At 64.8% G+C, this 23288-nt stretch carries 25 protein-coding genes; 19 read left to right on the top strand and 6 right to left on the bottom strand.

The features are described 5' to 3' along the window. The first annotated feature begins 3 nt into the window (after window positions 1–3). Entirely contained in the window at window positions 4–1773 is a 1770-nt protein-coding gene (locus CVM73_RS12805; protein WP_100232337.1) for a branched-chain amino acid ABC transporter ATP-binding protein/permease, read from the top strand. After that, entirely contained in the window at window positions 1770–2501 is a 732-nt protein-coding gene (locus CVM73_RS12800) for an ABC transporter ATP-binding protein (RefSeq protein WP_100232336.1), read from the top strand. The genes CVM73_RS12805 and CVM73_RS12800 overlap by 4 nt, the downstream gene beginning before the upstream one ends. A gap of 178 nt (window positions 2502–2679) precedes the next feature. Here CVM73_RS12800 and CVM73_RS12795 read toward each other — a convergent pair whose 3' ends face one another. Beyond that, complete coding sequence (locus tag CVM73_RS12795; protein WP_100232335.1) at window positions 2680–3303, bottom strand: pyridoxamine 5'-phosphate oxidase family protein; 624 nt, start codon at window positions 3301–3303, stop codon at window positions 2680–2682. 122 nt (window positions 3304–3425) lie between these two features. Here CVM73_RS12795 and CVM73_RS12790 point away from each other — a divergent pair, with 122 nt between their 5' ends. Continuing rightward, window positions 3426–4310 carry a LysR family transcriptional regulator gene (locus tag CVM73_RS12790; RefSeq protein ID WP_100232334.1) on the top strand — a complete coding sequence of 295 codons (885 nt, stop codon included), beginning with the start codon at window positions 3426–3428 and terminating at the stop codon, window positions 4308–4310. 138 nt (window positions 4311–4448) lie between these two features. On the opposite strand, the gene CVM73_RS12785 is transcribed toward CVM73_RS12790, so the two are convergent. Next, entirely contained in the window at window positions 4449–4865 is a 417-nt protein-coding gene (locus tag CVM73_RS12785; protein WP_100232333.1) for a PaaI family thioesterase, read from the bottom strand. Window positions 4866–5285: 420 nt separating this feature from the next. Here CVM73_RS12785 and CVM73_RS12780 point away from each other — a divergent pair, with 420 nt between their 5' ends. The 10 genes from CVM73_RS12780 (at window position 5286) to CVM73_RS12735 (ending at window position 15357) form a co-directional block, all read left to right on the top strand. Then, entirely contained in the window at window positions 5286–6302 is a 1017-nt protein-coding gene (locus tag CVM73_RS12780) for a TRAP transporter substrate-binding protein (RefSeq protein WP_100232332.1), read from the top strand. Window positions 6303–6501: 199 nt separating this feature from the next. Then, the gene (locus CVM73_RS12775; protein ID WP_100232331.1) at window positions 6502–7011 is read left to right on the top strand and encodes a TRAP transporter small permease; all 510 of its coding nucleotides are present in this window, start codon (window positions 6502–6504) and stop codon (window positions 7009–7011) included. Window positions 7012–7013: 2 nt separating this feature from the next. Continuing rightward, the gene (locus tag CVM73_RS12770) at window positions 7014–8333 is read left to right on the top strand and encodes a TRAP transporter large permease (RefSeq protein WP_100232330.1); all 1320 of its coding nucleotides are present in this window, start codon (window positions 7014–7016) and stop codon (window positions 8331–8333) included. A gap of 214 nt (window positions 8334–8547) precedes the next feature. Then, complete coding sequence (locus CVM73_RS12765) at window positions 8548–9009, top strand: DUF3237 domain-containing protein (protein WP_100232329.1); 462 nt, start codon at window positions 8548–8550, stop codon at window positions 9007–9009. Between the two features lie 201 nt (window positions 9010–9210). Then, on the top strand, window positions 9211–9891 hold the full coding sequence (locus CVM73_RS12760; protein WP_100232328.1) for a DUF2270 domain-containing protein: 681 nt from the start codon (window positions 9211–9213) through the stop codon (window positions 9889–9891). A 120-nt stretch (window positions 9892–10011) separates the two neighbouring features. Next, window positions 10012–10821, top strand: coding sequence for a crotonase/enoyl-CoA hydratase family protein (locus tag CVM73_RS12755; protein WP_100232327.1), 810 nt, complete (start codon window positions 10012–10014; stop codon window positions 10819–10821). Further along, window positions 10818–12701: a feruloyl-CoA synthase gene (locus CVM73_RS12750; protein ID WP_100232326.1), complete on the top strand. Its 1884-nt coding sequence runs from the start codon at window positions 10818–10820 to the stop codon at window positions 12699–12701. The genes CVM73_RS12755 and CVM73_RS12750 overlap by 4 nt, the downstream gene beginning before the upstream one ends. A gap of 25 nt (window positions 12702–12726) precedes the next feature. Next, window positions 12727–13488: an SDR family NAD(P)-dependent oxidoreductase gene (locus CVM73_RS12745; protein ID WP_100232325.1), complete on the top strand. Its 762-nt coding sequence runs from the start codon at window positions 12727–12729 to the stop codon at window positions 13486–13488. Window positions 13489–13695: 207 nt separating this feature from the next. Next, window positions 13696–14115 carry an acyl-CoA thioesterase gene (locus CVM73_RS12740; protein WP_100232324.1) on the top strand — a complete coding sequence of 140 codons (420 nt, stop codon included), beginning with the start codon at window positions 13696–13698 and terminating at the stop codon, window positions 14113–14115. A 90-nt stretch (window positions 14116–14205) separates the two neighbouring features. Continuing rightward, window positions 14206–15357, top strand: a complete 1152-nt coding sequence (locus tag CVM73_RS12735; protein WP_100232323.1) for an ABC transporter substrate-binding protein — start codon at window positions 14206–14208, stop codon at window positions 15355–15357. 269 nt (window positions 15358–15626) lie between these two features. Here CVM73_RS12735 and CVM73_RS12730 read toward each other — a convergent pair whose 3' ends face one another. Together CVM73_RS12730 and CVM73_RS12725 are read right to left on the bottom strand one after the other, a co-directional pair. After that, a complete protein-coding gene (locus CVM73_RS12730) occupies window positions 15627–16355 on the bottom strand; it encodes a glutathione S-transferase family protein (protein ID WP_100232322.1) in 729 nt (242 codons plus the stop codon). A gap of 34 nt (window positions 16356–16389) precedes the next feature. Further along, complete coding sequence (locus CVM73_RS12725; protein WP_100232321.1) at window positions 16390–16665, bottom strand: hypothetical protein; 276 nt, start codon at window positions 16663–16665, stop codon at window positions 16390–16392. 127 nt (window positions 16666–16792) lie between these two features. On the opposite strand from CVM73_RS12725, the gene CVM73_RS12720 reads away from it, so the two are divergent. After that, window positions 16793–17491, top strand: coding sequence for a helix-turn-helix transcriptional regulator (locus CVM73_RS12720; protein ID WP_025033709.1), 699 nt, complete (start codon window positions 16793–16795; stop codon window positions 17489–17491). Between the two features lie 5 nt (window positions 17492–17496). Next, on the top strand, window positions 17497–17811 hold the full coding sequence (locus CVM73_RS12715; RefSeq protein ID WP_245452292.1) for a YkgJ family cysteine cluster protein: 315 nt from the start codon (window positions 17497–17499) through the stop codon (window positions 17809–17811). 100 nt (window positions 17812–17911) lie between these two features. Here the strand turns inward: CVM73_RS12715 and CVM73_RS40300 are convergent, their stop codons facing one another. Together CVM73_RS40300 and CVM73_RS12705 are read right to left on the bottom strand one after the other, a co-directional pair. Continuing rightward, window positions 17912–18310 carry a hypothetical protein gene (locus CVM73_RS40300; protein ID WP_167406807.1) on the bottom strand — a complete coding sequence of 133 codons (399 nt, stop codon included), beginning with the start codon at window positions 18308–18310 and terminating at the stop codon, window positions 17912–17914. Between the two features lie 288 nt (window positions 18311–18598). Then, the gene (locus CVM73_RS12705) at window positions 18599–18946 is read right to left on the bottom strand and encodes a DUF3307 domain-containing protein (protein ID WP_049820470.1); all 348 of its coding nucleotides are present in this window, start codon (window positions 18944–18946) and stop codon (window positions 18599–18601) included. Between the two features lie 402 nt (window positions 18947–19348). On the opposite strand from CVM73_RS12705, the gene CVM73_RS12700 reads away from it, so the two are divergent. From CVM73_RS12700 to CVM73_RS12685, 4 genes are all read left to right on the top strand, one after another. Continuing rightward, complete coding sequence (locus tag CVM73_RS12700; RefSeq protein WP_100232317.1) at window positions 19349–20794, top strand: TAXI family TRAP transporter solute-binding subunit; 1446 nt, start codon at window positions 19349–19351, stop codon at window positions 20792–20794. Between the two features lie 127 nt (window positions 20795–20921). Further along, on the top strand, window positions 20922–21140 hold the full coding sequence (locus CVM73_RS12695; RefSeq protein ID WP_100232316.1) for a hypothetical protein: 219 nt from the start codon (window positions 20922–20924) through the stop codon (window positions 21138–21140). A gap of 160 nt (window positions 21141–21300) precedes the next feature. Further along, window positions 21301–22407, top strand: a complete 1107-nt coding sequence (locus tag CVM73_RS12690) for a cyclic nucleotide-gated ion channel (RefSeq protein WP_100232315.1) — start codon at window positions 21301–21303, stop codon at window positions 22405–22407. An 11-nt stretch (window positions 22408–22418) separates the two neighbouring features. Next, complete coding sequence (locus tag CVM73_RS12685; protein WP_100232314.1) at window positions 22419–23204, top strand: enoyl-CoA hydratase/isomerase family protein; 786 nt, start codon at window positions 22419–22421, stop codon at window positions 23202–23204. The last annotated feature ends 84 nt before the right edge of the window (window positions 23205–23288 follow it).

The raw sequence follows: 23288 nt of genomic DNA, 5'->3' as shown, positions 1-23288 counted from the left end.
AAGATGCAGAGCCGGCTTCCCGTCCTCGTCTTCGCACTTGTCATGGCGGCGATCCCGCATCTTCCCGGCATGCCGCCGTTCTGGATCGTGCTGCTCGACAATATCGGCCTCGCGGCGCTGGTCGCGATGGGCCTCGTGCTGCTGACCGGCGTCGGCGGCCTCACCTCGTTCGGACAAGCCGCCTTCGTCGGATTCGGCGCCTACACCACCGCGGTGCTGTCGACGGCCTACGGCTTGTCGCCGTGGCTGACACTGCCGCTGTCGCTATTGGTCAGCGGATCGCTGGCGGTGCTGCTCGGGCTGATCACGGTCCGCCTCTCCGGCCATTATCTGCCGCTCGGCACGCTCGCCTGGGGGCTCGGCCTGTTCTATCTCTTCAGCAAGCTGGAATTCTTGGGGAGAAACGACGGCATCTCGGCGATCCCGCCACTGTCGATCGGCGCGTTCAAGATGCTCTCGCCCGGCTCGATCTATTATGCGATCTGGGTCGCCGTGATCGTCTCGGCCCTGCTGACGATGAACCTGTTGGACTCCCGCACCGGCCGCGCCATTCGCGCGCTGCGCCGCGGCCATGTCGCCGCCGAGGCATTCGGCGTGCACACGCCGCGCGCAAAGCTCTTGGTGTTCATCCATGCCGCGGTGCTCGCCGGCCTTTCGGGCTGGCTCTACGCCCATCTCCAGCGCGCGGTGAACCCGACGCCGTTCGGCGCCCAGGCCGGTATCGAATATCTCTTCATCGCAGTCGTCGGCGGCGCCGGCTATGTCTGGGGCGGTGTCTTGGGCGCGGCGATCGTGGTGGTGCTGAAGGAGGTGCTGCAAAGCTATCTGCCGCTGATCCTGCCCGGCTCCGGCCAGGTCGAGACCATCGTGTTCGGCATCATGCTGGTGGCGCTGCTGCAGCTCGCGCCCGGTGGCCTGTGGCCGTGGCTGATATCCTTTCTGCCCGAGCGCAGCGGTGGCAGGAAGCCTGACACCTCGTTGAAGCTGGAACATCGCGCCCGCGCGGCCGGCGAATCCGGCGTCCTGCTTCAGGTCGAGAAAGCGCGAAAACAGTTCGGCGGCGTGGTCGCGGTCAACAACGTCTCCTTCGACGTCCAGGCCCGCGAGATCGTCGCGCTGATCGGTCCGAACGGCGCCGGCAAGAGCACGACGTTCAATCTGATCACCGGCGTGCTGTCGGCGACCTCGGGCTCGATCTCGGTGCTCGGCAAGAAAGTCGACAACGCGCCGCCGCAGGAGATCGTCAAGCTCGGCATCAGCAGGACCTTTCAGCACGTCAAGCTGGTCCCTGACATGACGGTGCTGGAGAATGTCGCGATCGGCGCGCATCTGCGCGGCCATTCCGGGCCGATCACCTCGATGCTGCGGCTCGATCGCGCCGACGAAGCAAAACTGCTTGCGGAAGCCGCGCGGCAGATCGAGCGCGTCGGCCTCACCGAGCAGATGCACCAGCTTGCCGGCAGCCTTTCGCTCGGCCAGCAGCGCATCGTCGAGATTGCCCGTGCGCTCTGCGTCGATCCGATGCTGCTGCTGCTCGACGAGCCGGCCGCGGGCCTGCGCCACATGGAAAAGCAGCGGCTCGCCGCGCTGCTCCGCGAGCTGCGCGACGGCGGAATGAGCGTGCTGCTGGTGGAGCACGACATGGGCTTCGTCATGAACCTCGCCGACCGCATCGTGGTGCTCGATTTCGGCACCAAGATCGCGGAGGGCACGCCTGCCACGATCAAGACCAATCCCGAAGTGATCAAGGCCTATCTCGGAGTGGCGGCATGAGCGCGCTGTTGTCCGTCACCGATGCGCATGTCGCCTATGGCAAGGTCGAGGCCGTACGCTCGGTCTCGCTCGAGGTCGGCACCAATGAGATCGTCACCATCGTCGGCGCCAACGGCGCCGGCAAGACCACGCTGCTCTCGGCCATCATGGGCATCCTGCCGCTGAAGGGCCGCGTTGCCTTCGCCGGGCAGGATCTCGCCCGGCTCGACATCGAGGACCGCGTCGCGATGGGCCTCGGCCTCGTCCCCGAGCACCGCGAATTGTTCGTGACCATGAATGTCGAGGACAATCTCGAGCTGGGCGCCTTCCGCATCGAAAGGAGCCGGGCGAAATCCTCGATCGAGCGGGTCTATGCGCTGTTTCCGCGGCTGAAGGAGCGCCGCAAGCAGCTCGCCGGCACGCTCTCCGGCGGCGAGCAGCAGATGCTGGCGATGGGCCGGGCGCTGATGGGCGAGCCGAAGCTCCTGATGCTGGACGAGCCGAGCCTCGGCCTTGCCCCGATCATCGTCGCCGACATCTTCCGCATCGTCACCGAGCTCCGCGCCGCCGGCGTCTCCGTGCTGCTGGTCGAGCAGAACGCACAGGCCGCGCTGAAGATCGCGGACCATGCCTATGTGATGGAGCTCGGCGAGTTCGTGCTCAGCGGCAAGGCCAGCGACATCGCCGCGAACGAACGCGTGGCGGCGAGCTATCTCGGCTTCCAGCATGAAGGCGCGAGTGCGATTTAGTCTCCGAGACGTCGCTGCAAACTCAGCTGTCATCGTCCGCCTAGTGCGCAATTGCGCACAGGGGCGGACGATCCAGTATTCCAGAAACGGCCGTGCTTGAACCGAGGGGCCGCGGCGTACTGGATGCCCCGCCTTCGCGGGGCATGACACCGGAGCGTGGCAACTGCAGAGGCCGACTTCAACCCGTCGCCTTCTCCCCCTTCAACGCCGCAACCTCCGCCTCCAGCTCCGCGATCCTCGCATCCCTCGCCGCCAGCGCCGCCGCCACATCCGGCGCGTCGAATTTCTGCGGGATGTGCTGCGGGCAGTTGGTGTCCCAGGCTGCGATCTTGAACAGGATCACCTGCTCGGGCCGGGCGCGGTAACCCTTTGGCATCAGCGATGTGGTCAGCGCCTCGTCGTCCTCGACCACGCGCGCCTCGCCCCAGATCTTCACCCGGCGGCGATGGGCGTAATCCATCACGAAGATGTAGGCCTTGGGATTCTCCGAGAGATTGCCCTGGGTGATGAACTGCTGGTTGCCGGCATAGTCGGCGAAGGCCAGCGTCTGCTTGTCCAGCACCTTGAGAAAGCCCTTGGGACCACCGCGATGCTGGATATAGGGCTGGCCGTCGGCTGACGCGGTGGCGAAATAGAAGCTGTTGGCATCGGCCAGGAAGGCCGCGAGGTTGTCGTCGACCTCGGTGCGCCAGCCGCGCTGCTCGCTACGCGCGTAGGCCTCACGCGACCCCTTGCGGGCCTGGATCGCCTTCACCGCCGGCGAGAAGGCGACGTCGCTGGCATAGGTGTGGACTGTCGTCATCGGAACATCTCCTGAGATTCCGGCGCATCTCTGCGTCTTTCGAGGACAAAGGTGGACCTTCCGGCGGCTAAAACAATCTGGCCGCTTGACACTTCATCATTGCGATATATGCAATAATGCCCATGGACCGCCTCGAAGCCATGCACGTCTTCGTCACCGTCGCCGATCTGCGCGGCTTTGCGCCGGCGGCGCGCAAGCTGCGGCTGTCGCCCTCGGCGGTGACGCGGATGATCGCGGCACTGGAGGAGCATCTCGGCGCGCGGCTGCTGCAGCGGACCACCCGGCAGGTGACGCTGACCGACGTCGGCACGCGCTATCTGGAGCGCGCGCGGCGCATCCTCGCCGATGTCGAGGAGGCCGACGGCTCGGCGCGGGAGGAGCGCACCCGGCCGAGCGGACGGCTGGTGGTGTCGGCACCGGTCGGCTTCGGCCGACTGCATGTCGGGCCGGTCATGACCGCCTATCTCAAGCGCTACCCTGAGGTCGCCGCCGAGCTCAGGCTGTCGGACCACCTCGTCAACCTCGTGGAAGACGCCGTCGACGCCGCGGTGCGGATCGGTCATCTCGCCGATTCTTCGCTGGTGGCGCGCCAGGTCGGCGACATGCGGCGGATCGTTGTGGCCGCGCCCGGCTATCTGAAGCGCCATGGCGAGCCGAAGACGCCGGAGGCGCTCGCCGCGCATCAGACCATCCAGTTCGGGCCATCGGCCAGCTGGCACTTCGTGCAGGACGGCCGCGACATCGAGGTGACGCCGTCCCCGCGCTTCACCAGCAACAGCGCCGACGCCGCCCTGCAATATGCCGAAGCCGGCGGCGGCGTGACGCGGGTGCTGGCCTATCAGGCCGCCGAGGGGCTGAAGCGCGGGCGCCTGAAAATAGTCTTGGCAAAATACGAGCAGCCGGCGCTGCCGATCCACGTCGTCTACCCGACCTCACGGCTGCTCTCGGCCAAGGTGCGCGCGTTCATCGATCTCGTGGTGGAGACGGCGGCGTGGAGGTTCGGGTAGGTGCATGTCCCGGACGCGCCGCGAAGCGGCGCAGCGCCGGGACCCAGAGCGCCACAGAGTAAGCTGCTGATGGATGGGCCCCGGCTCTGCAGCGCACCGCCGAAGAGGGCGCTGCGCTGCGTCCGGGGCACGAGAGACCTATTTCTTCGGCACCACGCGAAACGTGCCGCTGGCGCGCGCGATCACGGCGTCGTCCGCTTTCACCAGGCATTGCGCGAAGCAGATCGTACTGCCGGTCTTGATCGCCTCGCCCTCGACCGCAAGCCACTGACCGACCTCGGCGGCGCCGACGTAATCGACCGACAACGAGATCGTGACGAAGGACGTCGTCCAGCCCGTCGCCTGGGCGCAACTGTAGCCCATGGCGGCATCGGCCAGCGCCGCGATCAATCCGCCATGGATCAGGCCGCGCGCATTGGTATGCGGCGTCGCCAGCCGCAATCCCACCGTGACGCCTTTGTCGGTTTTCTTCGAATAGAGCGGCTCCCAGGGATCGGTGAGCGGCGCTTTGCGGAAATGCGGCTCGAAGCCGGCGGGGATGTCGGTGGGGGTCATGGCGGTCTCGCTTCATTGGCTTGGCTGCATTGGAGGCGAATGAAGCGACGAATGCATCACCTACAAAGCTTTAAACGGAATTTGTGCAGGTGTTTGAAACGAGCTCCGCCGTCGCCTCAACGGCCCGGCCTCGATGATTGCGACTTTTGTCCGCAATACTTGCTCCTTGCGATGCTGTAGGCTTTCGTCGCGGCCTGCTTGTGGCAAAGGCCCGCAGACGATAATTATATCATATAACGTTTGCGCAAAAGGGGAGCGGTCGTCGCCCGAGCAGCGACAAATCCATGCAACATGGCTGACGTAGATGGCGCGACAAGGCGCGCGTCAGTTCCGGCTTGAACGCGCCGGCCAATTAGATAACATGTTAATTAACGAGACCGGGCCATCGAAGCCCGCCGTCGAAAAAGGGAGAGACGCGTGATGAGGAAAGCCTGTCTGGCCTTGCTGCTGGCAGCAAGCGTGAGCCCAGCGCTCGCGCAGGACAAGACCTTCGATCTGAAGATCTCGCACTGGGTGCCGGCCTCGCATCCCCTGCAGAAATCGCTGGAGGACTGGGCCGCCGCGGTCGAGAAGGCTTCCGGCGGCACCATCAAGGGCAAGGTGTTTCCGGCCCAGCAGCTCGGCAAGGCCTTCGACCATTACGACATGGCGCGCGACGGCATCGCCGACGTCACCTACGTCAATCCCGGCTACCAGCCCGGCCGCTTCCCGATCATCGGCGCCGGGGAATTGCCGTTCCTGATCTCGGACGCCAAGGGCGGCTCGATGGGGTTGGACGCCTGGTATCGCAAATATGCCGAGAAGGAGATGAAGGACGTCAAATACTGCCTCGCCTTCGTCCATTCGCCCTCCTCGTTCCATTCCCGCACCAAGAAGATCGTCAGCCCTGAGGACGTGAAGGGCATGAAGATCCGTCCCGCCCACGCCACCATGGCGAATTTCGTCACCTCGCTCGGCGGCACCAATGTGCAGTCCTCGGCGCCGGAAGTGCGCGACATCATCGAGCGCGGCGTCGCCGACGGCGTCACCTTCCCCTGGGGCTCGCTCGTGCTGTTCGGCATCGACAAGGTGACCAAATACGACATGGAGGCGCCGCTCTACACCACGACCTTCGTGTTCGTGATCAACAAGGACAAGTACAACGCGATGTCCGACAAGCAGAAGGCCGCGATCGACAAGAACTGCACGGTCGAGATGGCGGGCGCGGTCGGCGAGCACTGGGGCAAGTTCGAGGACGCCGGCATCGACAAGGTGAAGGCGGAATCCGGCCACGAGGTCTACAAGCTGACGACTGAACAGACCGCCGCCTGGAAGAAGGCCGCCGAGCCGCTGGTCAAGACCTGGGGCGACGGCGCCAAGAAGGCCGGTGCCAATCCGGATGCGGCGTTGGCCGATCTGAAGGCCTCGCTGAAGAAATACAACGCGCTGGCGGAGTGACGCCCAGCAGTCGCCGCGCATTCGCCGCACCTCTCCCGCTTGCGGGAGAGGTCGGCGCGAAGCGCCGGGTGAGGGCTCTCTCCTCTTTGGGGGTTCTCGATTGTGGAAGCCCCCTCTCCCCAACCCTCCCCCGCAAGCGGGGGAGGGAGCGCAGCTCCGTCGCGGGCACACCTCGGACTCGTCGGAAGGACCCTTCGCCATGAAGCGCGCCTGGATGGATCGCGTGATCGACTCGATCGAATGGATCGCGGCCGGCTTCGTCGGCCTTGTCGCACTCGACATCTTTCTGTCGGTGCTCTTACGCAACACGCTGAACTATTCGATCCCCGACAGCTTCGACATCGGCCGCATGCTGCTCGGCATCCTCATTTTCTGGGGCATCGCCGCGACCTCCTATCGTGGCACCCACATCACGGTCGACCTCGTCTGGGGCAATGTCGGACCGCGCTACCAGCGCTGGATCGACGTGTTCGCGACCCTTGTGCTGCTGTTCGTCGTGACCGTGCAGACCTGGACGCTGTTCGACAAGGTGCGCGGCACCTACAACGACAACGTCCAGACCTTCGACATGCACATGCCGACTTGGCCGTTTTTCGCGATCGCCTGGATCGGCGACGTCTCCGCCGTGCTGCTGATCGCGATCCGCACCTATCGGCTGATTTTCCATCCCGAAGAGATGCACGACCCCAAGATCAAGGCGACGGAGTAACCATGAGCACCGATGCCGTCGCCGTTATCGGCTTCGTTTCCCTTTTCGTCCTGATGCTGCTGCGCGTGCCCGTCGGCATGGCCATGGGCCTCGTCGGCGTCTCCGGCTTCTCCTATCTGGTCGGTGCGACGCCGGCGCTCAAGCTGGTCGGCCAGACCTCGATGCGCACGGTCACCGACTATACCTTCGGCGTCATCCCGATGTTCCTGCTGATGGGCTCCTTCGTCAGCAATTCCGGCATGAGTCGCGAGCTGTTCCGCGCCGCCAACGGTTTCGTCGGACATTTGCGCGGCGGGCTCGGCATTGCCACCGTCGGTGCCTGCGGCGGCTTTGCCGCGATCTGCGGCTCATCGGTCGCGACGGCCGCGACGTTCTCCGCCGTCGCCTATCCCGAGATGCGGCGCTTCGGCTACCCGCAGTCCTTTGCCACCGGCGTGATCGCGGCCGGCGGCACGCTGGGCGCGATGCTGCCGCCATCCACCGTTCTTGCGGTGTACGGCATCATCACCGAGCAGGACATCGGCAAGCTGTTCATCGCCGGCATCATCCCGGGCTTGCTCGCGATGACCATGTACATGATCACGATCTTCCTGATCGGTTATTTCCGCCCTGACTTCCTGCCCAAGGGCAAGGTGCTGCCGTGGCGCGAGCGCTTTTCCGGGTTGAAGGAGATCTGGGCGCCGGTGCTGCTGTTCGTCTTCGTGATCGGCGGCCTCTACGGCCTGCCGTTCCTGCCGCGCTTCACGCCGACGGAAGCCGGCGGCGTCGGCGCCACCGGCGCCTTCATCATCGGCGTGCTGACCGGCCGGCTCGACCGCGAGAAGGTACTGGCCTCGCTGCTGCAGGCCACGCGCACCGCGGCCGCGGTGTTCACCGTGCTGATCGGCGCGCTGATCTTCGGCTATTTCCTCACGGTGACGCAGACGCCGCAGAAGGTCACGGAATTTTTGACTGGCCTCGGCCTCGGTCCCTACGGCGTGCTGGCGCTGATCATGGTGATGTATCTCGTGCTCGGCTGCCTGATGGATGCCATGGCGATGATCATCCTGACCGTGCCGATCATCTTCCCCGTGATCATGCATCTCGGCTTCGACCCGATCTGGTTCGGCGTCATCATCGTGATGACGGTCGAGCTCGGCCTGATCCATCCGCCGGTCGGCATGAACGTCTTCGTCATCAAAAGCGTGGTGAAGGACGTGTCGTTCTCCACGATCTTCAAGGGCGTGATCCCGTTCGTGGCGACGGATTTGGTGCGGCTGGTGATTTTGATCGCCTTCCCGCTGCTCGCGACGTGGCTGCCGACGCGGATGATGGCGAATTGATGAGACGTATATAGGTGCGCGCCGACGGCGAGTTATCTTCCCCTCTCCCCTTGTGGGAGAGGGTGGCTCGCCGCGATAGCGGCGAGACGGGTGAGGGGTCTCTCTCCGCATACTCGCTCGTGGAGAGAGACCCCTCATCCGGCGCTTCGCGCCACCTTCTCCCACAAGGGGAGAAGGAAGAGCAGCGACGCGCGTCGATACACAGGAGTGACCGATGACCACACCCACGCTCGAAACCAGATACGTCTTCACGATCACCGTGCGCATCGGCGACGTCGTCACCGCCGGCGAGACCGGTATCGGCGTTCGCCGCATCATTCCGGTCATCGGCGGTGAGGTGAAGGGCGCGATCACCGGCAAGGTGCTGCCGTTCGGCGCCGACTTCCAGACCATCCGCCCCAACGAGCTGATCGACTTAGAGGCAAAGTACGCCTTCGAGACCGACGACGGCGCCGTCGTCTATATCGAGAACAAGGGTATGCGCTTCGGTCCGGTCGAGCTCTTGCAGAAGCTCAAGCGCGGCGAGCCGGTCGATCCGAAGCTGATCTATTTCCGCACCGTGCCGAGATTCGAGACCGGGCACGAAAGGTATCGCTGGCTGATGGAGCACATCTTCGTGGCCTCAGCCGCGCGCCACGCCAACCGCGTGATCGTGGATGTGCATCGGGTGATGTGAGCGGGACAATACAACGAATGTAGCCCGGGTGAGCGCGGCGACATCCGGGAGAACGACGACCAATCCCGGATATCGCCTTGCTCATCCGGGCGACTTGCTGGTCACTTATTACGCGGTGGAAGCCGAATCCACCTTTGACGCGGCTCCGGGCTGGTCCAGGATACGGCTTGCGCAAGATTGCGCAGACCACGGAGTGCCACCATGTCCGCAATGGCTTCCACCGACTCGAGTCCACGACACAGCTTCGATCCGGCCGAAATGGGCGCCATCGCCCATCTCTACCGAGGCGAGGTCTATCGCTCGACGATCTGGCGAACGCGGCTCGACAACACAACCAATTGGGCGATCGTCACGATGGGCATTGCGCTCTCGACGACCTTTTCGAGCCCGCAAGCATCTCCGCTACCGCTCGTGCTCGTCGGGTTGCTGCTTGCCGCGTTTCTCGCGATGGAGGCGCGGCGCTATCGCTATTTCAACGTCTGGCGCGCCCGTGCCCGCTGGCTGGAGAAGAATTTCTACGCGCCGATGTTCACGGGCGAAGCGCACGACGACGGCTGGCAGACCATTCTGGCGCGCGACTATACCGCGCCTCGCCATCACATTTCGTTCGTCCGCGCCGCGGGGCGGCGGCTGCGTCGCAACTACGTTTGGATCCTCGCCATCCAGGCTGTCGCCTATTATGGCAAGATTGCAATCCATCCGACGCCCGCGGCGAGTATGTCGGAATTTATCGATCGCGCGGCGGTCGGACCGCTTCCCGGCTGGATCGTTCTGATCATGGGGTTTGCCTACGATTTCGGCTGGCTGGCGTTCGCGCTCGGCACGCTGTGGCTCGACCAGCGCGAGCACGGGGCCAAGAGCGACGGAGTGGCGATGGGTTAGCGACAGCGGGCGGGGTCGGCGCGAGCGCAGGTCTCGTCCCACAGCTGGCGGCGGAACCCAGGCCCATATTGACTCCGTCAGAATTCGTTATACAACATAACTATTCTGACAAGGACGCAAATGACACAGGGAAACGCCGAGACCGCTAACGCGGGAGCCTCCGGGCTTTTGAGGATCGAGCGGGCGGACCGGGTTCTGACCGTGGGCCTGAACCGGCCGGCCAAGCGCAATGCGCTCAATGACGGCATCATCCTCGAAATCGGTGAGTGCTTTGCCTCCCTGCCCGAGGACATCGGCGCGGTCGTCATCCACGGCATCGGCGACCATTTCTCCAGTGGTCTCGACCTCTCCGAGCTGACCGAGCACGATGCCACCGGCGGGCTCCTGCATTCCCAGATGTGGCACCGGGTGTTCGACCGGATTCAGTACAGCCGGGTGCCCGTCATCGCAGCGCTCAGGGGCGCCGTGATCGGCGGGGGCCTCGAGCTCGCCTGCGCCGCGCATATCCGCGTCGCCGAACCCTCGACCTATTTCGCGCTGCCGGAGGGGCAGCGCGGTATCTTCGTCGGCGGCGGCGGCTCGGTGCGCCTGCCGCGGCTGATCGGCGTCGCCAGGATGATGGACATGATGCTGACGGGGCGCGTCTACAGCGCGACCGAGGGCGCCTCCTACGGCTTCGCGCAATATGTGACGGAAGCCGGCAACGGGCTCGGCAAGGCGCTGGAGCTTGCGACCAAGGTGGCCTCCAACGCCCCGCTGACGAATTTCGCCGTGCTCCAGGCGCTGCCGATGATCGCGGAGGCCAATCCGCAGACTGGCCTCTTGATGGAATCACTGATGGCCACCGTGGCACAGAGCGACAAAGAGGCAAAACGCAGGATCCGCGAATTCCTCGAGCACAAGACCGCAAAGGTAAAGCCGAAGTCATGAGCGCGCAGCCGTCCTCTTCCAGCACGGAGCGCGGCGTGAGCACTTTCCCGCTGCGGCCCATTTCGTTCGGCGATCCCGTCGTCAACATCGAGCGCCGCGACGACGGCACGATCTATCTCAGGCCCAAGCAGCCGCTCGGCGACTATCCGGTCCGCATCACCGACCGCCTGCATCATTGGGCGAACACGACGCCCGACCGTGTCTTCATGGCCGAGCGCGAACGCGGCCGCGGCTGGCGCAAGATCACCTATGCCGAGCTGCTCACCGCGAGCCGGCACATTGCCTCCGCATTGATCCAGCGCGGCCTGTCGGCGGAGCGGCCGGTCGTGATCCTCTCCGGCAACTCGATCGACCACGCCCTGCTCGCCTTCGGCGCCTTCTATGCCGGCATTCCGTTCTGCCCGGTGTCGCCGGCCTATTCGCTGGTGTCGAAGGATTACGGCAAGCTGTCTTACCTGATGAAGCTGCTGACGCCGGGCCTCGTCTTCGCCGAGGACGCCGGCAAGTTCGCCGACGCGCTCGCGGCCAATGTCTCGCTCGGCACCGAGATCGCGGCGTCCTATGGCGGCGTGCCGGGCCGCGACGTCACTCTGCTCGCCGACCTCATGGCGACGCCGCTCCGCGGCGATCTCGACGATGTCCACGGCAGGATCGGCCCCGACACGATCGCGAAATTCCTGCTGACGTCGGGCTCGACCGGCAATCCCAAGGCTGTCATCAACACCCAGCGCATGATCTGCGCCAATCAGGTGATGCTGCGCGAGACGCTCGCTTTCCTCAAGGACGAGCCGCCCGTCATCATCGACTGGCTGCCCTGGAACCACACCTTTGGCGGCAACCACAATATCGGACTGACGCTCTACAATGGCGGCTCGATGTATCTGGACGCCGGCAAGCCGGTGCCGGGCGGCATCGAGGAGACCGTGCGCAATCTCCAGGAGATTTCGCCGACCGTCTATTTCAACGTGCCCAAAGGCTATGAATCGCTGCTGCCCTATTTGCGCGACGACCAGGGCCTGCGCGCAAAGTTCTTCGACCGGCTGCATGCGATGTTCTTCTCGGGCGCGGCGCTGTCACCGTTCGTCTGGAACAGTCTCGACGAGCTCGCGGTGAAGGAGAAGGGCTATCGCGTGCCGATGCTGACCGGCCTTGGGGCCACCGAGACCGCACCGTTCTTCATGTCGGTCAATCCGCGCACCAGCCGCTCCGGCCATGTCGGCCTTCCCGTGTCAGGCAATGACGCCAAGCTCGTGCCGAACAACGGCAAGCTGGAGGTGCGCGCCAAGGGGCCGAACGTCATGCCCGGCTACTGGCGCCAACCCGACATCACCGCAAAATCCTTCGACGAGGAAGGATTCTACAAGATGGGCGACGCGCTCAAGCCCGCCGATCCCGATGACTTCAACGCCGGCTTCGATTTCGACGGCCGCGTCAGCGAGGATTTCAAGCTGGCGAGCGGCACCTGGGTCAGCGTCGGCCCCTTGCGCGCGCGCTTCGTTGCGGCCTGCGCACCCTTGGTGCGCGACGTCGTCATCGCCGGCATCAACCGCGACGAGATCTCCGCGCTGGTCGTGCGCGATCCCGCCGGCTGCCGCCTAATCAACCCGACGCTGCCGCCCGACGATCTCGTGGTCGCGACACGCGATCGGCTGGTGCGCGAGGCATTCCGCGAGCGCCTGACCGGTTTCCTGTCTTCGGCCACCGGCTCATCGACGCGGATCGCGCGCGCGATCCTGATGGACACGCCGCTCTCGATCGACAAGGGCGAAGTCACCGACAAGGGCTCGATCAACCAGCGCGCGGTGCTGGAGCATCGCGGAGAGCTGATCGAGGAGCTCTACGCTGCCAATCCGTCGGACCGTGTGATATCGGTCGGCTAAGAAATCATCGCCAAAGGAGAACGCCATGTTGTTGAAGGATCAGGCAGCCATCGTCACCGGCGGCGCATCAGGGCTGGGCGCAGCGACTGCGCGAAAACTGGCGGCGCAGGGCGCCAAGGTCGCGGTGTGCGACCTCAATGCCAAGCTGGCGGAAACCATCGCCGCCGAGATCAAGGGCGTTGCCATCACCTGCGACGTCTCCGATGCCGCTTCCGCTGAAGCCGCAATCGCGCAGGCCACCAAGGCCCATGGCCCGGCGCGCGTGCTGGTCAACTGCGCCGGCATCGGCGTTGCCAAGCGCGTCGTCGGCCGTGACGGCCCGATGGCGCTTGCCGATTTCGACAAGGTGATCAAGGTCAACCTGATCGGCACCTTCAACATGCTGCGCCTCGCTGCGACCGAGATGTCCAAGCTGGAGCCGCAGGCGACCGGCGAGCGCGGCGTCATCATCAACACGGCGTCCGTTGCCGCCTATGACGGCCAGATCGGGCAGTCGGCCTATTCGGCCTCCAAGGGCGGCATCGTCGGCATGACGCTGCCGATCGCGCGCGAGCTGGCGCAGTTCGGCATTCGCGTGCTGACGATCGCGCCCGGCCTGTTCCTCACCCCGCTGCTCGCCAACCTGCCGCAGGAAGCCCAGGACTCGCTCGCCGCCGCGATCCCCTTCCCGCGCCGGCTCGGCAATGCCGACGAGTTCGCCGCGCTGGCGCTGCACATGGTGGAAAACGCCTATTTGAACGGCGAAGTGGTGCGCCTCGACGGCTCGCTGCGCATGGCGCCGAAGTAAGTTGATGATCGGTATCGCAGCAGCGGTCTCGACCTTACCTCTCCCTTTGGGAGAGGTCGGCGCGGAGCGCCGGGTGAGGGGCTCTGCCGCATCGAGAGACCGTATTCCCTCACCCGAATTGCTCTTGACGATGCTCCGCATCGCAAGGCGCAATTCGACCTCTCCCTCCGGGAGAGGTGTGGCACAGCGCGAATGGATGCATCACCCATGTTCGTGAACCGGCGCGAGGTCCAGATCCAATGGGGTGATTGCGACCCTGCCAACATCGTCTATTACCCGCGCTATTTCGCGATGTTCGACGATTCGACCTCGACCCTGTTCGAGGTCGCCGGCTTCTCCAAGCAGGACCTGGTCCGCAAATACGGCCTGGTCGGCATTCCCATGGTCGACACGCGGGCCAAGTTCTACATCCCCTCGACCTATGGCGACTGGATCACCATCGAAACCAGAATCGAGAGCATCAAGCGCTCGAGCTTCGAGGTGAAGCACAACGTCTACAAGGGCGAGGCGCTGGCGATCGAGGGTTTCGAGACCCGCGTGCTGGTCGGCCGCGATCCTGACAACCCCGACAAGCTGAAATCGGCGCCATTCCCGGCGGAAATGGTCGCCAAATTCACGGGGAGTTAGGCCTGGAGCTAAATCGCCGCATCACCAAAAGAGGGGGCTGAATTACCCCCCGATTTCTGCTTTCAAGGAAACACGTCAAGGGAGGAATAGATGAAACGCTTTTATTTGACCGCTGCCATCACCGCGGCCGCACTGGCCCTGCCGGCATTGCCCGCGCTGGCACAGACCAGCGAAGTCACCATCGGCATCACCACCACCACGACCGGCCCGGGTGCCGCGCTCGGCATTCCCGAGCGCAACTCGCTGGAATTCGTGCCGAAGGAGATCGGCGGCGTGCCGCTGAAGGTGATCGTGCTCGACGACGGCGGCGATCCCACCACGGCGACCACCAATGCGCGCCGCTTCGTGACCGAATCCAAGGCCGACACCATCATGGGCTCGGCGCTGACGCCGCCGACCATCGCGGTCTCCAACGTCGCCAACGAAGCCGGCATTCCGCATTTTGGTCTGGCGCCCTTCCCGATCACGCCCGAGCGCATGAAGTGGTCGGTGGCGATGCCGCAGCCGATCCCGATCGTCGGCAAGGTGCTGTACGACCATATGAAGTCGAAGGGCATCAAGACCCTCGGCTATATCGGCTATTCCGACTCCTATGGCGATCTCTGGTTCAACGACCTCAAGGCCCAGGCTGTGCCGATGGGCATGACCATCGTCGACGAGGAGCGCTTCGCCCGCCCCGACACCTCGGTGACCGGACAGGTGCTGAAGCTCGTCGCCGCCAATCCCGACGCCATCCTGGTCGGCGCCTCCGGCACCGCGGCCGCGCTGCCGCAGACCGAGCTGCGCGAGCGCGGCTATCAGGGCCTGATCTATCAGACCCATGGCGCGGCCAGCATGGACTTCATCCGCATCGCCGGCAAAGCGGCGGAAGGCGTGCTGATGGCCTCGGGCCCCGTGATGGACCCCGAGGACCAGCCGGACACCGCGCTCACCAAGAAGCCGGGCCTCGCCCTCAACTCGGCCTATGAAGCCAAGTACGGTCCAAACAGCCGCAGCCAGTTTGCAGGTCACTCCTACGATGCGTTCGAGATCCTCAAGCGCATCATTCCGGCCGCGCTGAAGACCGCAAAACCCGGCACGCCGGAATTCCGCGAGGCGATCCGCCAGGCGCTGCTGACGGAGAAGGAGCTGGCGGCGAGCCAGGGCGTCTACAACTTCACAGAAAAGGACCGCTACGGCCTCGACGAGCGCTCGCGCATCCTGCTCACGGTGAAGAACGGGAAGTACTCGCTGGTGAAGTAGGCATAGCGAAGATTTGAGACGACGAGAGCCGGCCCATTGGGCCGGCTCTTTTGTTGAGCAATGAGGCGCGAACTGGGGCCGCAGTCTTGCTGCGCCCCCTCTCCCGCTTGCGGGAGAGGGTTGGGGAGAGGGTGCCTCCGCATTGGGATTGTCCCGACTTCGCCGAGGAAATCCGCCAGAGGAGAGAACCCTCACCCGCCGCGCTCTGCGAGCGCGCCGACCTCTCCCGCAAGCGGGAGAGGTGCATCGAGCCCGTGGCTACGCCGTTGCTAAGCCGCCTGCCGCAGCGGGGTCCAGGCGAACTCCGGATAGTAATTGTCCATCATGCGGTCGACATAAGCGGTGAGGTTCGGAAATCCCTCGGCCCGCTGCCGCAGTCCTGACTCGAAGAACGGCGTCAAAATGCCGGCGAGTGCGCCGAAGGCTGTCGCATCGACGCCGCAGGGCTTGTTGCCCATCAGGTACGCCTTGTCGCCGAGCTGCACCGACAGCGCGAACAGCGAGCGCACGGCGAGATCGACGTCGTCATCAGGCGCATGGCGGCCGAGGCCGGAGAGCAGATAGTTCTCGGCGACGCGGAACTGCGCGTCCTCGCGCAGTTTTTCGCGGTTGTGCTCCGGCGCACCGTCGAAGAAATGCGCAGGACCCTTGGCGAAGTTCACCGGATCCACCCAGCGGGCGCCGACCAGCGCCCAATAGACGTGATGCTCGATCATGCGCTCGAACGCCCAGGCCTGCGCACGTTCGGCCAGCGACAGGCCGGCATCGAAATCGAAGCCGTAGCGGCGCTCGATATGGGCGCGGATGAAGGTGGAATCGGCCACCGCCTCGCCGCCGTCGTCGATGAACGGCAGCTGCCCCTTGGGCGAAGCGGGCGGCATCGCCCGCTCCTTCCGGTAAGGCAGCCCCGCCATCTTGAGCTGCACCTCCGTCTTGGTGACGAAGGGGCTGATTTCCGGCAGGCCGAAGCCGGCGCCAAAGCCGTAAAGCGTGATCATGCGAGCTCTCCTGAACCTGTCGAATTGAAGGAACCTAGCGGCCGGCTGCTGCCACCATGGTGGCAGCAGCCGTGATATCTTCTGCGAAGCGGGCCCCTCGCCAGGCGCGGCCCATCACATGGCGGACCAGCGCATCCGCGGCATGGACCAGCGAACGCGTCACGGCGGTCGCGAGCGCAAGGCGGAGGTCGACGACCATGAAATCAAGCGAGACGAGGCGGCTGAATGCCCAAGCCTGCCACGCCTGCACCTGGAAAGGCTGGCTCCGCCACAACGGGCCGGCAGGGCCGAAATGGGTTGGAATGATCATGGACAAATCCTCTTCAGTCGATGTGTTGTCCCGGTATAGAACTCCCCTGCTGCCAACATCCTGTCAGCAGCCGCGCGCCGCCTTTTGAAAAAGACCACCGAGAAAAAGCAGCGATAAGAGACCTGTCATGAGACGCGCCGACCGGCTGTTTCAAATCATCCAGGTGCTGAGGCGCACGCGTAAGCCGCTGACGGCGGACGCGATCGCGGCCGAGCTCGAGACCTCGAAGCGCACCATCTATCGCGACATCGCAACCCTGATCGGCCAGCGCGTGCCGATCCGCGGCGAGGCCGGCATGGGTTACATCCTGGAAAAGGGTTTTGACCTCCCGCCGCTGATGCTGACACCCGACGAGATCGAGGCGGCGGTGCTGGGCGCCCAATGGGTCGCGGGCCACGCCGACTCCGCGCTGGCGCGCGCAGCCGAGGACTTGATGGCCAAGATCGCCGACACCGTGCCTGAGCGCCTGCGGCCCTTCGTGCTGGAGCCGGCGAGCCGGGCGCGGCCGAGCTGGAACAGGGAGCCGGACCGCCTGGACATGGCGCGCACCCGTACCCAGATTCACGAAGGCAAGAAGATCATGCTGCGCTATCGCGACGAGCAAGGCCGCCCCAGCGAGCGCATGATCTGGCCGATCTCGGTCGGCTATCTCGAAGCGGTGCGGCTGCTGGCGGCCTGGTGCGAGCTGCGCGGCGACTTCCGCAGCTTCCGCACCGACCGCGTGGTCGAGGCGACCTATCTCGACGAGAAATATCCGGAGCGGCGCGACGTGCTGCGCGCAAGATGGCGGCAGAGCCTGGTCTGGGGTCCGCCAAAGGATACGTGAGGACGATGGAAGCGATCGACCTGTCGAGCTGTTGTCAAGGGTGCGGCGCCTGCTGCGGCTATTCGGCGAACTGGCCGCGCTTCTCGATCGAGAGCGACGAGGAGCTTGCCGCGATTCCCGAAACGCTGGTCAATGCGCGCCAGTCCGGCATGCGCTGCGAGGGTGATCGCTGCTCGGCCTTGCAGGGAGAGATCGGAAAGATGACGGCCTGCGGCATCTATGACGTGCGGCCGGAAGTGTGCCGCACCTGCATGCCGGGCGATGCCGAATGCGCGATGGCGCGGCGAAAGTTTGGACTGCCCGTAATCGCTAGCGCATGATCCGGACCCGGAGGGCCGCGTTAGCGCAAAGTGTGCAGCGCTTTTCGGCGCGACAAACGCAAAGCGTTTGCGCGGAGATCACGCACCAACAAGCAGTCGCTTAGGCGGGAACCGCTTCGCTGATCTCGTCGTCGAGCTCGTCATCGAGCGGTGCGAGCACCGAGAGCGGCTTGGTCGACAGCGTGATCGGCTTGCGGCCACCCGACAGCGACGGCGACGATTTGGTCGAGCGCTCACGCGACAACGCGTAGAGCGTCGAGCCGACGCGGCCGCCGTTCTCGATCAGGTCGCGCTCGCTGCAGCTTGCTGCGATCGCGACCGCCAGCGAGTGCAGATGGCTGCGGCGATAGCAGAACAGCGCCAGCCTGGCGCGCGCGTCAGGGGAAACACTCTCAACCAGCCTCGGCAGCCCACTCTCGCTGGCGCGATACATCTCGCCAAGGAGCTCGTCGCGGACCGGGCAGAAATCGCTTTCAAAGGAATCGCGGCTTGAAAACATTGCAGTTCTCCCTCGTGTGCGGAAGATGCAGCGCAATTCTCTAACGAAAGGTTAACCACGCTGCCCGGTAGTCACCGGGGGGTGGTTGCGCGTGACCCGCGAATCAGTGGGGCGCTGAAACCGGGTTGGCGGCTACCTTGCGGCCATCCTTCGAGACGCCCGCCTTTGGCGGGCCCTCAGGATGAGGTCGTGGTTCGCGGCGAATTGCCAAACCCTCATGGTGAGGAGCGCCGCCTTACGGCGCGTCTCGAACCATGCAGGCCGAGCCGTCAGCCGAGCGCGGCCACCTCAGTTCGCCGCCATGAAGATGGAGAGGCCGAAGCCGGTCAGATGATGCAGCGCCTGGTCGACGCCGATCAGGGTCCAGAACCAGGGATGCGCGAGGTCGACGCCGAAATTGGCCGAGACGAATCCCTTGGCGCGGTCGATCGTGATGTGGATCACAAAATCAATGAAGGCCACGAACCAGAATTTTGGCGCCACGATCAGGATCAGGGGCAGCGCAACGGCAAGGTGGACCAGGCAGTGCACCAGAAGCGGCAGGGCCCAGCCATGTTTCTGGTCCTTGCCGTGCGCCATCCAGGCGGTCTGAAGAACGAAATCGGCGATGATGTGCTTGAAGGTGAGCAGCAACATCCAGCCAATGAGCGCTTCAACCGGAATCGCCGATGACATGGGTGGAAACGACAAGCTGACGCCCTCATTGACGTGACGAGAAGAATTGGAGCGTTCAGCGCAACTTCTTCTAGGACCGGTCAAATGGCCGGGACGCGTGATTTATGACATCTCCGGCGGCGGAATGCAGCCGGTGGAACCGGAAAATCGCCAACTGTGGCTAACTGGTGATAGGATGACCAATCGCCGCTGCCGCATCGAGTAAGGTTACCTTCGGCTCGAAATTTGCATTCCGCTACCGTCACGCTATCATCGGCGGTAGAGAATATCGTTCTTTTTTCAGGCGCTTACGAATTACAGGGCGTCCGCAGCGATCGCACCAGCGAACCGCCCGTCTCCGAAGAATAAGGCCAGAGTGCTGCCATGAGTACTGACGGCCCCACCGCATCGCCGACCGCGCCGCCGCCCCGGCGTCCCAAGGTGATCAAGACCAACCAGCAGCAGGTTTTCCTCTACGTCGTGCTGACCCTGCTGCTGTCGCTTGCCACCGTCTGGGCCGGCCGCACGCTGGTGCACAATTCGGAAACGCTCACCTTTGCCGTCGGTAGCCCCAACAGCGACGAGGCGCTGTTCGCGGCCAAGCTCGCCGCTCTTCTGAAGAACAACGCTTCCCGCTTCCGGATCAAGGTCGTCAACAACGCCGACAATGCCAAGGCGATCGCGCAGTTCGACCGCAAGCAGGCCGACCTCGCCGTGCTGCGCACGGACGCCAAGGTGCCGCTGCGGGCGCGCACGCTCGCGATCCTCGAGCACGATCTCGTGCTCCTGCTTGGTCCCGGCAACAAGAAGATCAAGTCGCTCGCCGAGCTGAAGAAGAAGAAGGTCGCGGTCGTCGCCGAGAACGAATCCTCGCTCGCTTTCGTCCGCAGCATCCTCGACGTTCCCGATGGCCCCGAGGCTACGAAGATCCAGATGGCGCCGCAGGGCGCAACGCTCGACAAGCTGTTCGCGCCGACTGCCGGCTTCAGTGCGGTGATCGCCATCGTTCACACCTCCAGAGCAGTACGGGACAAATCCTATGAGCAAGTCGCCAGGCGCGGCGGCTTCACGCTGAACGCGATCGACGAGGCCAAGGCGCTCGCGCGCAAATTCCCGGGCATCTCCGACGAGACGCTGACAGCGGGCACGTTGTCGACGTCGCCGCAAATTCCCGACGACGATCTCGACACGATCGGGCTCGAATGGCTCCTGGTCGCACAATCCAGGATGTCCCCGAGCACGGCAGGCGAGCTCGCGCGCACCATCTACGAGAACAAGTCCGCGCTCGGGCTCGACAACGGCTTCGCCACCAGGATAGAGCCGGCCTCTGTCGAGAAGGACGCCTTCGTGATCGCGCATCGGGGCGCCGCCGACTACATCAACGACGACACCAAGTCGTTCATGGATAAGTACAGCGACTTGATGTATCTGGGCGCCGCCGCGCTCAGCGTCATCGGCTCGATCTTCGCAGCGATCTACGCCAAGATCACCCGCATCGCACCCGAGAAGGCCAGCGAGCTCTCGACCGCCATCCTCGACATCGGCGAGCGGATCGAGCACGCCCACTCGCTGGATCAGCTCGAATGTCTCCAGGACGAGCTCGAGGCCATCTTGCGCGGCGCCGTTATCGGCCTCAGAGACGGCACCATCAGTACCGACGGGCTCGACACCTTCAAGCTCGGCTACGAATTCGTCCGCGACGAGATCGGCATGCGCCGCGACTATCTGAAACGTCATGCCAGCGAAGCTGAAAAGACGGTGCGCGATGCCGGCCCGGCCCAGCTGGACGAGAGCAATGTCGTGGTGGTGAAGACCGCCCAGAGTGCCTGATCCGCCGGTTGCGACGCCCCTCGGCCCAGGTCTGGCGGACTTTTTATCCCGGTAAATCAACGGTCGGAACTGAGGAACCGTCGCGATCCGCAACCGTTGGTTTCCAGCTACAACCGGAGAACGCGGCATGCGTGCACTCCTCATCATCCTCCTTCTGGTCATGCTGGCGGCGGCCGGCTACTTCGCCTATTCCGCAATGGCGGTCGAAGGTGAGCCGATCCCGACGGAAGGCTATGTGGCGCTGGCGCTTGGCGCGGGGTTTTCCGTCATCGTCGGCGTCGGGCTGATGGTGCTGCTGTTCTTCAGCAGCCGCCGCGGCTACGACGAGCCGCCACATTTCAGGTAGGCAATCCGACAGCGACGGCACACGGACAGGCCGGCCCGGCGCAGCGGCGCCGGCAAAACGGCCTGCACGTCGTTGACGGCCTCCGCCCGGACAGGCACTTTGGCGCCGACGTCCCAACCGGGGCCTCGAGACTTGCCCCGAGACCGAATAGCCTTCCCGCATGTCCAAGCCGCTGATTTCCGCTCTGGCCCAGTTCGCGGCCGCCACGGCCGGCCGCAACATGACCAAGGCGGCCTATGTCGCGGTGATCGTCGGCGTGCTCAGCATGGTGTTGCTGACGGACAACCGAGCCAGAGAGGCGCGGGGCTGGGTCGATGCCCTGCTCTGGACCTGCCTCGCCTATTTCGTGTTCGAATGGCTGGTGCGGCTGCGCCACATGGCGCGATCTGGACGCCTTGCGCTCTACATGTCCTCCTCCGCCGGCATCGTCGACGCGATCGGGGCGCTGGCCGTGCCGGCCGCGCTTCTCCTCGGCGTCGAGCCGAAGACGGCCTGGCTGCTCAGCGTGCTCTGGGTGCTGAAGGTGGTGCCGGGCATTCCCGGCCTGCGGCAGCTGCGCCGCGTGCTGGTGCTGGAATCGGGGCCGCTGGTCAGCGTGCTCGTGATCTTCCTGATGGTGGTCTTCCTCGCCTCCGTCGCCGAATATTTCCTGGAGCGGGACGTGCAGCCGCAGACATTCGGCAGCGTCCCGCACGCACTGTGGTGGGCCGTCGTAACTCTCACCACGACGGGCTATGGCGACGTCGTGCCGGTCACCCCGCTGGGACGCGTGGTGGCGGCCCTGGTGATGATCTCTGGTCTCGGCGTGTTCGGCCTCTGGACCGGTATCCTGGCGACCGGCTTTGCCGCGGAGACGCGGCGCGACAATTTCCTCAAGACCTGGGAATCCGTCAGCAAGGTGCCGTTCTTCGCGACCCTGGGACCCGCAGCCATCGCCGATGTCACTCACATGCTGCGCACCATCGAGCTGCCGGCGCGCACCACGATCATCCGCAAAGGCGCGCAAGGCGACTGCATGTATTTCATCGCCGCCGGCGAGGTCGAAGTCGATCTGCCCGGCAAGAAGGTGCAGCTCGGTGAAGGCGCCTTCTTCGGCGAGATGGCGCTGCTCGGCAACAACAAGCGCGGGGCCAACGTCTCGACCACGAAAGTGTCACGGCTTCTGGTGCTCGACCTCGTCGATTTCCGCGTGCTGATGGCGCGGCATCCCGATCTCGCCGAGACCATCGACGCCGAGGCGAAGCGGCGCGCGCTCGAAAACAAGTAATGGAGACAAGAATGTCGGACACAGCCGACGCAGCCAGCGGCCCCCTGCTCGAAATCACCGGCGCCCGCGCCACCATCCGCCTCAACCGGCCGAAGCATCTCAACCGGCTCCAGGCGGAGGATCTCGACGAGCTGACAAGACTGTTCGACCGGGTCGAGGCCGATCGCGATATTCGCGTGCTGGTGCTGACCGGCACCGGACGCGCCTTCTCCGCCGGCTACGATCTCAATTCGGTGGCGGAGCGCGCGGTCAGCGCGAGCGAGCAGCAGAGCGCGGGCTCGGCCTTCGAGGCGGTCGTCAACCGGCTCGAGGATCTCGGCGTGCCGACGATCTGCCGGCTCAACGGCGGCGTCTATGGCGGCTCGACCGACCTCGCGCTCGCCTGCGATTTCCGGGTTGGCGTCGATACCGCGGAAATGTTCATGCCGGCGGCACGACTTGGGCTGCATTACTACCCGAGCGGCATCAAACGCTACGTGACGCGTCTCGGCGTGGACAATGCGAAGAAGCTGTTCCTGACCGCGCAAAAGATCAGCGCCCCGGAGATGCTGCGCATCGGCTATCTCACCGCGATGGTGCCGGAGGAATTCCTGGACGAGGAAGTCGACACGCTCGCTGCGATCCTCGCCGGCAACGCCCCGCAGGCGATGCGCGGCATGAAGCGCGCGATCAACGAGTTCGCCCGCGGCGAGCTCGATGAACCCGCCGCCGACCAGCGCCACCGGGACAGCATGCGCGGCGACGAAATCAAGGAAGGCATCAAGGCGTTCGCGGAGAAGCGCGCGCCGAGATTTTGAGGGCGAGGCGGTCAGAGAGAAGGCGAGCTCCTCACTCCGCTGTCGTCCCGGACAAGCGCGCCCAAAGCGCGCGCCGATCCGGGA

The sequence above is a fragment of the Bradyrhizobium forestalis genome, from assembly GCF_002795245.1.
In the GTDB taxonomy this organism is placed as follows: domain Bacteria; phylum Pseudomonadota; class Alphaproteobacteria; order Rhizobiales; family Xanthobacteraceae; genus Bradyrhizobium; species Bradyrhizobium forestalis.
The sequence above is the reverse complement of the archived record's forward strand: the minus strand, read 5'-3'. Positions and strand labels throughout refer to the sequence as shown.